Origin of the sequence: Pseudomonas sp. D3-10 (genome assembly GCF_051132175.1) — a bacterium.
Taxonomy (GTDB): domain Bacteria; phylum Pseudomonadota; class Gammaproteobacteria; order Pseudomonadales; family Pseudomonadaceae; genus Aquipseudomonas.
Window position 1 is genome coordinate 2,446,599 of record NZ_CP071668.1, and the last position, 12,984, is coordinate 2,459,582.

Genomic DNA, 12,984 nt, shown 5'->3' on the forward strand with positions numbered 1-12,984 from the left:
ACGCTGCGTAGGTCAGGGCTGCGGTTTTGAATTTAACGATAGAACCCCTTCCAGCCAGACGAGTCTGTTCCTGTACTACTTTCGGGAAAGCAGCCAATGTCAGCGCACCAAAGCCTTATTGTCCTAGCACGCGGAGGGTACGCCGCGCGAGGTGTGATTTACCTCATCATCGGTATCTTCGCATTGCTTGCGGCACAAGATTCGACAAAACCGAAAGATAGCCAGAAAAGCCTGGAAGCCTTATTGGGCCAGCCGTTTGGCTATTTTTTAGTTGGGATCGTCGTGGCGGGTTTGCTCGCATTTTCGGCTTGGCGTGTTCTGCAAGCTACCCGTGATGTCGACCACCACGGCAAAAATCTCAAGGGACTGGTAATTCGCACCGGTCTTTTTGCGGGGGGGTTGGTCAATGGTGCTCTGGCATTTTTTGCGTTAGGCCTACTTGTAAGCGGAGTGGGTAGCTCTGGCAACTCAGGAGAACAGAACACAGATTGGCTGGCGCATCTATTGTCCTGGAAGCATTCCAACCTATTGGTGTATCTGCTTGCTCTCATTCCGCTTGGCGTTGGAATTGCTCACATTTACAAGGGATGGAAGGCATCGTTTGAAAAGTATTTCGAGGCTGACGAAGACGTCATGCGGTACGTCCGCCCGGTGTCTCGGTTTGGCCTGATCGCACGTGGCGTCGTCTTTATAGAGATTGCATTGCTGTTGGCCTTTAGCGGCTCGGCCTATCAAGCCATGGATCCACCCGGTATGAAGGAAGCCCTCGACGCACTTCAGGGTTTGCCCGCTGGATGGTTGGTTTTGATGGTGATGGCCTTCGGATTGATTGCTTTCTCGGCATACAGCTTCTCTGAAGCCTTTTGGCGCAAGATAAATATGGAAGTACCCGGATTGTCGAAAGCGTAGTGCACCGCATCAACAGGGCCATTATCGAATGCTGGATATCGTTGCTGTCTTTGTGAGTATCACGGCGGTTCTTGCCTTCCTCAATCGCCGTTATGTTGGGCTGCCGCCAGCGATTGGTGTCATGGGCATTGCGCTGGGCCTCTCTGTGCTGAATATGGCGTTGGATGCGATGGGTTTTCATGCACTCCACACGCTTGAGCAATCGTTGGTGGAATCGATCGATTTTTCCGAACTGCTCATGCAGGGGATGCTTTCCTTACTACTGTTCGCTGGAGCGTTGCACGTCGATCTTTCGCAGCTGCGTTCTTACCGGTGGCAGGTGGCTTCTCTGGCACTAGTAGGTACAACAGCCTCCACATTGTTGATTGGCTATGGGCTGTGGCTACTTCTGTCACTAACGTCTCTGGAACTTCCCCTTGCCTACTGCCTGGTATTCGGTGCCCTGATTTCTCCCACGGATCCCATAGCGGTCATGGGTATCCTGAAGTCCGCCGGGGCTCCCAAAAGCGTCGAACTGGTGATAGCGGGCGAATCACTGTTCAACGACGGAGTCAGTGTTGTGCTGTTTTCACTCATTGTGGCGATGATAGCCAGTGGCGAAGCACCGTCGGCGTTGGGCGCATCGAAGTTGCTTCTGACAGAGGCCGGTGGCGGCGTGCTTCTAGGCGCAGCCATTGGATATCTAGCCTATTTGATGCTGAAAAGCATCGACAGCTACCAGGAAGAAATCTTGATCACATTGGCTGCGGTGCTAGGTGGGTACGCGCTGGCGAACCATCTTCATGTGTCCGGCCCCCTGGCGATGGTAGTAATCGGGCTTATCGTCGGAAACCAGGGACGATCCTACGCAATGTCCGAGCAGACTGAAAAACATGTGGACATGTTCTGGGAGCTGATAGACGAGATATTGAACGCCGTTTTGTTCGTACTGATCGGCCTGGAGGTGGTTCTCATCCAGTTCTCGAACTCCCTGATCGTCACCGGGCTGGCGGTAATAGCACTTACCTTGCTGTCTCGATTGCTTACGGTAGGCGTTCCTATTGCTGCGCTTGGAAGACGCTTTCGTTTACCCAGCGGTTCATGGCGCGTTTTGACCTGGGGAGGTTTGCGAGGGGGCATATCGGTAGCCTTGGCGCTGTCACTGCCAGCCGGAGGCGCGCGGGATATTGTCGTTTCACTCACCTACATGGTGGTGATATTTTCAATTTTGATCCAAGGCATGTCTATCGCAAGCGTGGTTAAACGAGTCATCCCATGCGCGGACACTCAGTAACGTTAGTGGGTGCCGTCCGCCTAGGTTCGTGAGTGTTTGCGGGTTGAAAAAAAGCGGGCGACAAAAAGGCGAATTGCAATTCTGTGATTTGCCGAACAGGTGCCGACAATTGCAAGTCGACACCTGATCGTCGAGGCTGCGCGCTAGCTGCCAGACGGCGCCGGCATCGGAATATCACCCAGCTGCAGCCCCAGCAGCGTCATGTATTCGTAGATGTGCTGGTAGCCCGATTGCGCTTCATAGCTAGGGCACGGGGATTGAAGTTCTCCACAGAGCCGCAGCTCCATGTTTGCGCCGCCCATGCCCCATTGCGTGTAGTTGGAGTTATTACGGGTGACGGTATCGATATTGGAGCAAACCAGTCCCTTCATTTTTTCATCGATGACATTGGTCGGCTCATAAAGCGTCAAGGAGAAGTCGAGAGAGGTTGCGCACCAGGCCATCGGAACGACATCCAGCGTGTTGTAGATGCGTAGCGCATTGCCGGCCATTTGCTTATTGAAATAGCTTGCAAAAACACCGTCGCCGGCCGTTGGTGCAGCAATTGTTTCGCAACGGAAATTAAAGTTCGAGAATTTATCTTTCAAATAAAGCGCAAGAACCGACATCAAGGCACCGCCGAGGCTATGCCCGACCAACCGGATCGTTGCCCCACTGCGCTGTTCCGCCAGAAAATCGCAAAGTGTGCCCTGGAAACCGATTGTCGATTCCTGACCCAATATCGCCTTTACACCTTCCGCAGTTCCCTGCGCCAGGTGTGCCGGCACCGGGCAGTTCTTGATGAGGCTCTGCAGCGGCACCATTGAAGAAATATCAAGATCATCTATCTGATCCTTGACCGAATCGGCGAGGGTTCCACTCGTCACCACCACAATGTCGTTTTTGTCCTGCCCGCCGACCAACACCACCGTGATGTGGGCCACATGCTCGCCATCCGGGACCAGGGCGGGTCCCCAGGCTACGTCATAGCCGCCACCAAACTTGGAGCCGTTAAGGCGCGTAAGAATGTTGTCTTTGACCTGGGTCGGCGAAGGCTTCTTCATGTTTTGCCAATCCGGCGAAGCCAACGCCGCATTGTTCACCACGTACGCGTGGGTAAGATTGATTTGTCTTTGCTCAATTGAGTCTAGCGAAGTCATGACTGCTCCTTGTCTCAGATAATTCAACGGGACCAACGAAAACTCACGCTGCCGTCGATCCTTCTTGGCCAGCAAGACCGAGTGTAGTCGCAGTTTTGGAAGCGACAACTTAATGCGCAGCCTTAGCAGTTCGAACGGTCCTTGATCCGCAAATCCGGAACCGAGGATGAGGTGCAGCTGGTCTTGATATCACCGAACCAGTGCCCTGCGTATTCAATGCGAGGAGGAGCGACCGAGAAGCGAGCACCCCGCCTAGGATCAAGCACAAACGCCGTAAGGCACTTGCCAATGCCCTGACGTTAACGTAAAGATGGCAACAAAGCGCTGAACTCAGAAGGGCGCAGGGCGGACCGATCCGGAGCGCTTGCTGATGCTGATAAAAACAACTCATCCCAAACTTCATCGCGAAGCACGGCTGGCCCGGGAAAAGCTGCACCTCGAAGGCACCGTCCCCGATGGCGTATTGCGTGCGGAAATCGATGCGTCGTGGCGGCGCAGCCTCAGCCATGGCGTGCATTTCAATGCCAAGCAAGAACTGGCGTTGGAGTCGAACGCCAGCCTTGATGTGCTGCTGGAGAGCAATCGCTTGTTGATCGATGCGGCGATGCCGGCCATCGATTATCTGGCCGAACGCCAGGGCAAGGAAGGGCTCATCATCCTCGCCAATTCCGACGCCACCATCCTTGCAGCCGAAGGGCACGCCGACCGTTTCAAAGGCAGTGGCCTGCAAGACATCACGCTGGGGGCTTGCTGGAGCGAAGCGGTGCGCGGCACCAACGCCCTGGGTACCGCACTGGTGGAAGCCCGACCGACGATGATCGATTGCGGCGAACATTACCTTGACCGTCTGACTGATTTTTCCTGCACCTCGGTGCCTATCCATTGCCCGCGGGGCGACATCCTCGGCGTCCTTGACCTGACCCGCGAAGGCCCGCTCGGCCGTGTTCACGACAGCACCGCGTTGCTGACCATGGCCGTCAGCCAGATCGAAAGTCGCGTGTTCAATGCCTGTTACCCGGACCAGATCGTTCTCGCCTTCCACAGCCGTCGGCAGTACCTCGAATCCCCTTGGCAGGGCTTGCTCGCGGTGAGTCTCGGGGGGCAGATTCTCGCGGTCAGCGCCCAGGCGTGTCAGTTGCTTCACGCCGAGCGTTCGGCGCTCGTGGGGCGGCGCTGTGAAGATTTCCTGGGTGTCGATGGCCTGCAGCTGTTATCGCGTCTGCATCAGGGCGGCGTCGGCAGCCTGCAAACCGCCAAGGGTGAATTCTTCTACAAAGCCCTGCGCGCACCGCAGCGCTCGATCAACGTCAGCACGGTATCGCGCACCCCAGCTAAAAGCGCTAAACCACAACCCGATCTAGAATCCCTGGCCGGCAACAATGCCCGTTATGCCCGGGCGCTGCGCATGGCTCGCCAGGGTCTGGCCAATGAATTACCGGTGTTGCTGCAGGGTGAAACGGGCACCGGTAAGGAAGTCATCGCCCGAGCGTTGCATACGGCTGGAGCGCGCTGCGACAAACCTTTCGTGGCGGTGAACTGCGCGGCAGTCCCTGAAGGCCTGATCGAGTCGGAGCTGTTTGGCTATCGCGAGGGTGCCTTTACCGGGTCGCGCCGGGGCGGCATGGTCGGGCGCCTGCAGCAGGCCCATGGCGGCACGTTGTTTCTGGATGAAATCGGCGACATGCCGCTGGCCTTGCAGGCCCGTTTACTCAGGGTATTGCAAGACCGCAAAGTTGCGCCGCTGGGCGCTGGCGAAGAGCAAGACATCGACATCGCGCTGATCTGCGCCACGCATCGCGACCTCAAGCGTCTGGTGGAAGACAAACACTTTCGCGAGGATCTGTTCTACCGAATCAACGGCATCAGCGTGATGCTCCCGGCCCTGCGCGAGCGCGACGACTTCACTGGCCTGGTCGACCGTTTGCTGGCCAAGCTCGATGCGCCGACGGTAGTCCTGCATGACGATTTGAACCGGTTGCTCGGCGGCTATCACTGGCCGGGCAACATCCGCCAGCTGGAAATGGTCCTGCGCACCGCACTGGCCATGCGTGAACCGGGGGAGACTGTGTTAACCCTCGACCATTTGCCCGACAGCACGCTCGATGAGCTCACCGCCGGCGAGCGCCCTCCAAGTGGCAGTATTCGAGAGCATGAACTGGAATTGATTCGTCAGTCCCTGGACACGCACCAAGGTAATGTCCCGGCCGCCGCCGAAGCCCTGGGCATCAGCCGCGCGACCCTGTATCGCAAGCTTAAACAGCTGCGCTCGTGATGCTGCGTTTGATCGTTCGGCTGATCGACAGCCAAAACCCTGCGGCCCAGCAAGCGGCGTTGCGCTGGCTCTACGGCTTCGTGCGTCCGCACCGGCTGGCGATTGCCGGGCTGCTCGGGCTGTCGGCCTGCGCCTCGGCGTTGGTATTGGTGCAACCTTGGCTGACCAAGCTGCTGATCGACGATGGTCTGTTGGCGCGCAACTTTACGATGCTGGTGCTGATCGCCGGGTTGATGATGGCCGCCGGGTTGCTGGGCACGGCACTGTCGGGCGTGAATCGATATCTGCACACGCGATTGTCCGGACGGATTCTGTTTGCCCTGCGCGATGACCTTTATCGGCATTTGCAGACGCTCTCGCCGGGTTTCTACGGCCAGCGGCGAATCGGCGATCTGATGTCGCGCCTCGATGGTGATGTCGCGGAGATCCAGCGTTTCGCCGTGGACTCGCTGTTCTCCGCGGTGTCGAGCGTGATCGGTCTGGTGGTCGCCGTGGCGATGCTGGTGACCTTGTCGTGGAAACTCTCGTTGCTGGCCCTGGTATTGATTCCGATCGACGTGCTCTGGCTACGCTGGATGCGCCGTAAGGTCGAGCGCGATGTCCGGCAGTTGCGCGAGCGTTCGGCGGACATGTCCTCATTCATGGTCGAGACCTTGCCGGTGATGAAATTCATCCAGTCCGCCGGCCAGCAACGGCGCGAAGCACGGCGCCTGGAAACGTTGGGCCAGGGGTACATGAGCCAGCTCTTGCGCTTGCAAGTGACCGAGTTCTTCACACAGGCGGTGCCCGGCACCCTGACGTCGTTGTCGCGGGCCTGTGTATTTTTGATTGGCGGTTACTGGGTGGTGCAAGGGACTTGGCAGTTGGGCGCGCTGATCGCGTTTTCGACCTATCTGGGAATGGCGGTGGGCCCGGTCCAGAGCCTGCTCGGGCTCTATGTCGCGGTTCAGCGGATGACCGTGAGCCTTGGGCGGGTCATGGAACTGCGCGGTGAAGAGCCAACCGTCCTCACTCCGGTTACACCCCAACCGATGCCGGTTTCTGGCGATTTGCGTTTCGATAACGTGCACTTCAGCCATCCCGGTCGCGCGACGACCCTGCGTGGCGTTGAAGCGCAAATTCCCTACGGTTTGAAAGTCGCCTTGAGCGGCGGCTCCGGTGTCGGTAAATCAACCCTGATCGATCTGCTGCAACGGCACCATGATCCGCAATCCGGCCGGGTTTTGCTGGGGGAGGTCGATCTGCGGGAACTGGACCTGTTCCAGCTGCGTCGGCGCATTGCCGTGGTCAGTCAGGACATCGTGCTGTTTCGCGGCAGCCTTGCGGACAACCTGGCCTATGCCGTCCCGGACGCCAGCCGCCAGGCCATCGCCGAAGTGGCGCGCCTGGCTCAGCTCGATAGCCTCATCGAGTCACTGCCCGAAGGTCTCGACAGCCCTTTGGGCGAGCGTGGCCAACAGTTGTCCGGCGGACAGAAACAGCGCATCGCCATCGCCAGGGCGCTGTTGCAGGATCCGTTGATCCTGGTGCTGGACGAAGCGACGTCGGCGGTCGACGAAGCCACCGAGCGCGAAGTGATCGAGGCCATCGACCGGCTGTTCGCGGGGCGCACGCGGATTCTGATCAGCCATCGTCCGTCGACCCTGGCCGATGCCGATCTGCGCTTTGAACTGCTGGACGGCGTGCTCACGTCAAAATCGGTGCAGCATGAAACCTGAGCTGCGGATTGGGGTGGTGGACAGCGGTCATTCAGCCGCGCAACGAGTGCGGGTGATTGCCGGTCGACGGTTCTCGCTGTTGGAGGATGGACTGGCCGAAAGCGATTTACGCGACGATCCGCTGGGTCATGGCAGCGCGGTAATCGAGGCCATCGGCCGACGAGCGCCGGCGGCGGTTTTTTGCATCGCCCAGGTGTTCGACCAGCGAGGCATCACCAGCGCCTTGCAGATCGCTGCCGCTATCGATTGGCTGGTGGCGCAGGACGTGCGGGTGATCAACCTGAGCCTCGGTCTTCGGCAGGATCGCAGCCTGTTGCGTGAGGCCTGTGCCGCGGCGGTGGCGCGGGGTGTTTTGCTGTGTGCGTCCAGCCCGGCCCAAGGCGAAGGGGTGTTCCCAGCGAATTATCCGCAAGTGCTACGGGTGACCGGCGATGCGCGTTGTACCGAACAGCAATGGTCGTGGCTCGACAGCGCCCAGGCAGATTTCGCCGCGTGTGTTCACGGCACCCACCCGGGGCAGTCGGGTGCAAGCCTGGGCTGTGCGGCATTGAGCGGACACATTGCGAGTTTTCTCGTTGAAAATCCCGAGGCGAGCGACGCGCAAATTGTCGAATGGCTGCAAAGAAACGCCTGTTATCACGGCCCTGAACGGCGCGTCGGCCCATGAAGCCGATTGTGATTCTCGGCGCGGGGCCTGCGGGGGCTGCGGTGGCCCTGGGGCTGCGGCGGCTCGGCTACCCCGTAACGCTGGTCAGCGAGTGGCGGCGCTTCGCGGCGCTGGAAGGGGTTTCGGCACGGGTGCTGGATGCGTTGCGGGGCGCGGGGCTGCATCAGGCGTTGACGGACGCGGCGCAGCCTTCCCAACGGCAGGTGTCCTGGAACGGTCAGCGGCATGCGCAGAACATTGAGTTTTTGCTGGACCGTCCGAGCTTCGATCGAGGCTTGCGCGAGGATTTGCGGCTGGCCGGCGTCGAGTTGATCGACGGCCGAGTGCTGACGGTGCAGTCGCACGCTTCGGGGCATCGAATCGAACTGCAAGGGCGCGAAGCGCTGCTCGCGGATTTTCTGGTGGACGCTCGCGGACGTCAGGCACCGGCCCTTGGCAAAGGCCTGCGGGGGCCGGAGACGGTCAGTTTGCTCAATCGCTGGCGAGGCGCGTCGGGTATCACCGCCAGTGCCGTGGAAAGCCTTGGGGACGGCTGGGCCTGGATGGCGCGTCGGGCTGACGGCCAGTGTTACTGGCAATGGACGGTGGACGTGGCCAGTGCCGAGTTGCCGGGTAAGGCGCTGCTGCTCGATCACTGCCGTCAGCGCCGCCAGGATTCGCCATTGGCCCGGGAGTTTTTCGGGAGTGAACCGGAAACCGGACTGCATCTGCATGCCCGCAGCAGCACGGCGATTTTGTGTCCCCACGTCTGTGGCGATAACTGGATTCGGATAGGGGACGCGGCCATGGCGGTCGATCCACTGTCGGGTAATGGCATTTTTCAGTCGTTGTCTTCGGCGTTGCAGGCGCCTGCGGTGGTCAACACGCTGTTGCGCAAACCTGAGCGGGCGTTGCTGGCGCAGCGTTTTCATCAGCGGCGGGTCGAGCAGCTGTTTTTGCGTTTTGCGCGCATCGGCCGGGATTTTTATGCCGATGAGCAGCGTTGGCCGGACCAGCCGTTCTGGCTGGCGCGGCGTCAGTGGCCGGATGCTGAAGTCGCCCACGCCGAGGGGGATTACGCCACGTTGAGGGTTGAGCGGGCACCGGTATTGCGCGATGGCTTCGTGGAGGAGGCCGAGGTGGTGATCACGGCGGATCAGCCGCTCGGTATCTGGCATCTGCAAGGCGTGGAGTTGGCACCCTTGGTGCGACGGTTGCGCAGCGAGCCAGCCGAGCGTGTGTTGGAGGGGTTGACGGTGGAGCAGGGGAGGATGGTTCGGAGCTGGTTGTCGGGGCAGGGGTTCAAGCCCTGACATTGGGCTGCCTGGGCTGGCCTATCGCGAGCAAGCTCGCTCCCACAATGGTTTTGCGTCGACCGAATATCCACTGTGGGAGCGAGCCTGCTCGCGATAGCGGTCTAAAGAACGCCGCCAATCACAACTTGATCAACACCGACTTCAACTCGGTGTAATGCTCGATCGCCGCATATCCCATTTCACGCCCGACCCCCGACATCTTGTAGCCGCCAAACGGCAATGCCGGGTCCAGGGCGCTGTGGCAGTTGACCCACACCGAGCCCGACTTGATCCGCGGAATCATCCGGTGCACCGCGGCCAAGTCATTCGACCAGATACTCGCCCCAAGGCCATAAGGGCTGTCATTGGCCAGGCGCAGCGCATCGGCTTCGTCATCGAACGGAATCGCCACCAGCACCGGGCCGAAGATTTCCTCTTGTACCAATGAATGCCGCTGATCGACATCCACAATCACCGTGGGCTTGACGAAGAAGCCCGGCCCGAATTGCTCACCGCCGCAAGCGATGGTCGCGCCGCTTTCCCGACCTTTTTCGATGTAACCATAAACCCGCTCCTGTTGACGCGCGGAAATGAGCGGGCCCATTGCGACACTGGGGTCCAGGCCATTGCCCAGTTTCATCGCATTGGCGATGTCGGCGATGTCCGCCACCACATTGTCGAAATGCTTGCGTTGCACATACAGCCGGGACCCGGCGCAGCAGACCTGGCCCTGGTTGAAGAAGATCGCGCTGGCGGCGCCCGCTGCGGCGGTCTTCAGGTCGGCGTCGGCCATCACAATGGTTGGGGATTTGCCGCCCAGCTCCAAGGTGACCCGGGTCATGGATTCCATGGCGATCTTGCCGATCTGCTTGCCCACGGCGGTGGAGCCGGTGAACGTCAGCTTGTCCACCAACGGGTTATGAGTCAGGGCGGAGCCCGCCGTGACACCGGTGCCGGTGACCACATTGAACACGCCTTCGGGGTAACCGGCTTCCAGCACCAGTTCGGCGAGCTTCAGCGCGGTCAACGGTGTTTCGTCGGCAGGTTTGAGCACGACGGTGCAACCGGTGGCCAGGGCCGGACCGAGTTTCCAGCAAGCCAGCAGCAGCGGGAAATTCCAGGCGACGATGGCCCCGACCACGCCCACCGCTTCGCGACGAATGAAACTGTGAAATTGATCGTTGGGCATCAGCGGCAGCGACACGTCAACGCTGGAACCTTCGATCTTGGTGGCCCAACCGGCCATGTAGCGCAGGAAATCGATAGACAGCTGCACGTCCATCACTTGCGCCACCGCCGCGCTCTTACCGTTGTTCAGGCATTCGAGTTGCGCCAGCAGTTCGGCGTCGCGCTGCATCAGATCGGCGAGTTTCCACAGCAGGTTCTGCCGTTCCCGAGGGCGGGTGCGGGTCCAGGCCGAATCGTCGAACGCCTGACGGGCGGCGAGCACTGCACGGTCGACATCCTCGGGCGTGGCCCGTGGCACCACGCATAACACTTCGCCCGTGGCCGGGTTGTGCAGGGGCATGGTCTGGCCGTCCGCGGCCTCGACCCAGTCGCCGCCGATGAGCATGCGTGGGGCGCGTTGGACGAAGGCCGAGGTGGCGGGAAGCAGATTAGGCAGGGGCATGATGAGACCTCTTGTTGTGCGTGAGAGCGTGGATCTCTCCAAGGTTGGCAATGGCTGTGCCAAGTACCGGGAACGGGCCAAGGCCCCTTGTTGGCGGGGGTTGAGCGATAAAAGGAGAAAATGGCACCCAGTGGTTTTGTCGCAAATCGCGACATCGGTGAGACGGCGAGCCATTGCGTGTGTACTTGAACATTGCCGCTGGCCATGAAGTATTCCAGCCGGGGGCACCTATGCTTGTCTCAGACTGCAACGGCTGTCGCGATATAAGACGCAGGTCATCTCGTTCTGATGCGTAGAAAAGCCAAGATATTCCTATAACTCATTGATTTAAATGCTGTTCGTTAAGCTGGCACGCTCCGTGTATTGCTCATCGCAGACGTTTCTCTTGCCTCCGTCAGCGGCTTGTCGCCGACGGCAGAAACCATAAAAACGATAAGCCACAAAAATAAGAAAGCACCGTGGGAGGTTCGACGTTGATGAAGAGAAAACTCCGATCAGGCCTGAGCGCCAGTCTGTTGACCGTGGCGGCCTGTGTAGCGCTGCATTCGCCTTACAGCCTGGCAGCTCGCGACGCCCAGACCATCCTCAGGGAAACCTGTCAGGGCTGTCACATCCCCGAAGCCGATAACGCCCTGAGCCGTATCAGCCACCAGCGCAAAACGCCGGAAGGCTGGCTGATGAGTATTGCCCGGATGCAGGTCATGCATGGTGTGCAGATCAGCGATGACGATCGCCGGACCCTCGTCAAATACCTGGCTGACACCCAAGGCCTGGCGCCCAGTGAGACCGATGGTGTGCGTTATGCCTTGGAGCGACGGCTCAATACCGTCGAGAAGTTCGACGACCAGACCAGCCAGATGTGTGGCCGCTGTCACTCCGGTGCGCGGGTTGCCCTGCAGCGTCGACCTGCCCAGGAATGGGAGCGCCTGGTGAATTTCCACCTTGGCCAATGGCCCTCCCTCGAATACCAGGCCCTGTCCCGCGACCGCGATTGGTTCGATCTGGCCCGCAAAGAGATGGTGCCGCTGCTGGCCAAGCGTTATTCGCTGGACAACCCGGCCTGGAAGAAATGGGTGGGTAGCGCGCCGAAAGCCGAGGCGCTGGTCGGCGACTGGAGCTTCAGCGGGCACTTGCCGGGTAAGGGCGAACTGGCTGGCGTCATGAGCGTGACTGCCGATGGCAGCGACACGTTCAAGGTCAACGTCAAAGGTCAGTATGCCGACGGCAGCCCGTTCAACGGCGATGGCAGTGCGATTCTCTACACCGGTTACGAATGGCGCGGCAACGTGACCATCGATGGCGTAGTCATGCGTCAGGTGTTCGCCGCCCAGGGCAACGCCATGCAGGGTCGGATGTTCGAGGCCGAGCACGACGAGCGGGGCCTGGACTTTGTCGCCGCCAAACAGGGCTCCAACCGTTTGCTGGCCGTGCAGCCGGGGTATCTGAAGGCGGGCAGCGAAACCGAAGTTACCCTGATCGGCAGCGGCCTGACCGGCAAACCGGATTTTGGCAAAGGTGTGGAAGTGGTTCAGGTGCTTGAGCAAAGTCCGGAGCGCCTGCGAGTCAAGATCAAGGCCGCTGCCAATGCGCAACCGGGCTTGCGCAACGTCACGCTCGGCACGCTGAAAGGCCCGACACTGTCGGTCTATAGCAAGATCGCTGAAGTCAAAGTCGTGCCCGAATTCTCAGTGGCGCGGATCGGCGAGGGCGGTGGTTCGACGCCAAAAGTCCAGGGCCGTTTCGATGCCGAAGCCTGGGGCAAGGGCGCTGACGGCAAGCCCTATCGCATCGGCGTATTCCCTGCGCAATGGAAGGTCGAGGCTTTCGATGACCGTGCCAAAGAGGATGAAGACGTCAAGTTTGCCGGCACCATGCAGGCCGATACCGGTGTGTTCACCCCAGGCGATGCCGGGCCGAACCCGCAGCGCAAGATGTCCACCAACAATGCCGGCAATCTCAAGGTGATCGCCGCCGTCGACGACGCAGGGAAATCCCTGACCGGCGAAGGCCACATGATCGTCACCGTGCAACGCTGGAACAATCCACCCATTCCATAAGTTGGCTGTTTGTAGCGGTTCCAGACACTTTTCGGAATGACCGCA

General features: G+C 59.9%; 9 protein-coding genes. 7 read left to right on the forward strand and 2 right to left on the reverse strand.

The features are described 5' to 3' along the window. Positions 1 to 96 precede the first annotated feature (96 nt). Both J3P90_RS11305 and J3P90_RS11310 read left to right on the forward strand, forming a co-directional pair. Positions 97 to 909 (forward strand): DUF1206 domain-containing protein, encoded by an 813-nt coding sequence (locus J3P90_RS11305; protein WP_434606183.1) that lies wholly within the window; start codon positions 97 to 99, stop codon positions 907 to 909. 28 nt (positions 910 to 937) lie between these two features. Next, the gene (locus J3P90_RS11310) at positions 938 to 2,182 is read left to right on the forward strand and encodes a cation:proton antiporter (protein WP_434606181.1); all 1,245 of its coding nucleotides are present in this window, start codon (positions 938 to 940) and stop codon (positions 2,180 to 2,182) included. A 143-nt stretch (positions 2,183 to 2,325) separates the two neighbouring features. On the opposite strand, the gene J3P90_RS11315 is transcribed toward J3P90_RS11310, so the two are convergent. Then, the gene (locus J3P90_RS11315) at positions 2,326 to 3,321 is read right to left on the reverse strand and encodes a lipase family protein (RefSeq protein ID WP_434647926.1); all 996 of its coding nucleotides are present in this window, start codon (positions 3,319 to 3,321) and stop codon (positions 2,326 to 2,328) included. A 367-nt stretch (positions 3,322 to 3,688) separates the two neighbouring features. Here J3P90_RS11315 and J3P90_RS11320 point away from each other — a divergent pair, with 367 nt between their 5' ends. Genes J3P90_RS11320 through qhpG form a run of 4 tightly spaced genes read left to right on the forward strand, consistent with a single transcriptional unit; the run spans position 3,689 to position 9,270 of the window. After that, entirely contained in the window at positions 3,689 to 5,593 is a 1,905-nt protein-coding gene (locus J3P90_RS11320) for a sigma-54-dependent Fis family transcriptional regulator (protein WP_434676571.1), read from the forward strand. Next, complete coding sequence (locus tag J3P90_RS11325; protein ID WP_434606178.1) at positions 5,593 to 7,311, forward strand: ABC transporter ATP-binding protein; 1,719 nt, start codon at positions 5,593 to 5,595, stop codon at positions 7,309 to 7,311. The genes J3P90_RS11320 and J3P90_RS11325 overlap by 1 nt, the downstream gene beginning before the upstream one ends. After that, complete coding sequence (qhpE, locus tag J3P90_RS11330; protein WP_434647920.1) at positions 7,301 to 7,978, forward strand: subtilisin-like serine protease QhpE; 678 nt, start codon at positions 7,301 to 7,303, stop codon at positions 7,976 to 7,978. Before J3P90_RS11325 ends, qhpE begins: the two co-directional genes overlap by 11 nt. Further along, the gene (qhpG, locus tag J3P90_RS11335) at positions 7,975 to 9,270 is read left to right on the forward strand and encodes a flavin-dependent monooxygenase QhpG (protein WP_434676377.1); all 1,296 of its coding nucleotides are present in this window, start codon (positions 7,975 to 7,977) and stop codon (positions 9,268 to 9,270) included. The genes qhpE and qhpG overlap by 4 nt, the downstream gene beginning before the upstream one ends. Positions 9,271 to 9,391: 121 nt before the next feature. Here the strand turns inward: qhpG and J3P90_RS11340 are convergent, their stop codons facing one another. Further along, entirely contained in the window at positions 9,392 to 10,882 is a 1,491-nt protein-coding gene (locus J3P90_RS11340; protein ID WP_420763626.1) for an aldehyde dehydrogenase family protein, read from the reverse strand. 476 nt (positions 10,883 to 11,358) lie between these two features. Here J3P90_RS11340 and peaA point away from each other — a divergent pair, with 476 nt between their 5' ends. After that, positions 11,359 to 12,939: a quinohemoprotein amine dehydrogenase subunit alpha gene (gene peaA, locus J3P90_RS11345; protein WP_420763627.1), complete on the forward strand. Its 1,581-nt coding sequence runs from the start codon at positions 11,359 to 11,361 to the stop codon at positions 12,937 to 12,939. Positions 12,940 to 12,984 lie beyond the last annotated feature (45 nt).

Excerpts from the sequence above, each read along its gene's own strand:
- J3P90_RS11340 (WP_420763626.1), bottom strand. The coding sequence starts at position 10,882 with ATGCCCCTGCCTAATCTGCTTCCCGCCACCTCGGCCTTCGTCCAACGC.
- J3P90_RS11310 (WP_434606181.1), top strand. The coding sequence starts at position 938 with ATGCTGGATATCGTTGCTGTCTTTGTGAGTATCACGGCGGTTCTTGCC.
- J3P90_RS11315 (WP_434647926.1), bottom strand. The coding sequence starts at position 3,321 with ATGACTTCGCTAGACTCAATTGAGCAAAGACAAATCAATCTTACCCAC.
- J3P90_RS11325 (WP_434606178.1), top strand. The coding sequence starts at position 5,593 with ATGCTGCGTTTGATCGTTCGGCTGATCGACAGCCAAAACCCTGCGGCC.
- qhpE (WP_434647920.1), top strand. The coding sequence starts at position 7,301 with ATGAAACCTGAGCTGCGGATTGGGGTGGTGGACAGCGGTCATTCAGCC.
- J3P90_RS11305 (WP_434606183.1), top strand. The coding sequence starts at position 97 with ATGTCAGCGCACCAAAGCCTTATTGTCCTAGCACGCGGAGGGTACGCC.
- qhpG (WP_434676377.1), top strand. The coding sequence starts at position 7,975 with ATGAAGCCGATTGTGATTCTCGGCGCGGGGCCTGCGGGGGCTGCGGTG.
- peaA (WP_420763627.1), top strand. The coding sequence starts at position 11,359 with ATGAAGAGAAAACTCCGATCAGGCCTGAGCGCCAGTCTGTTGACCGTG.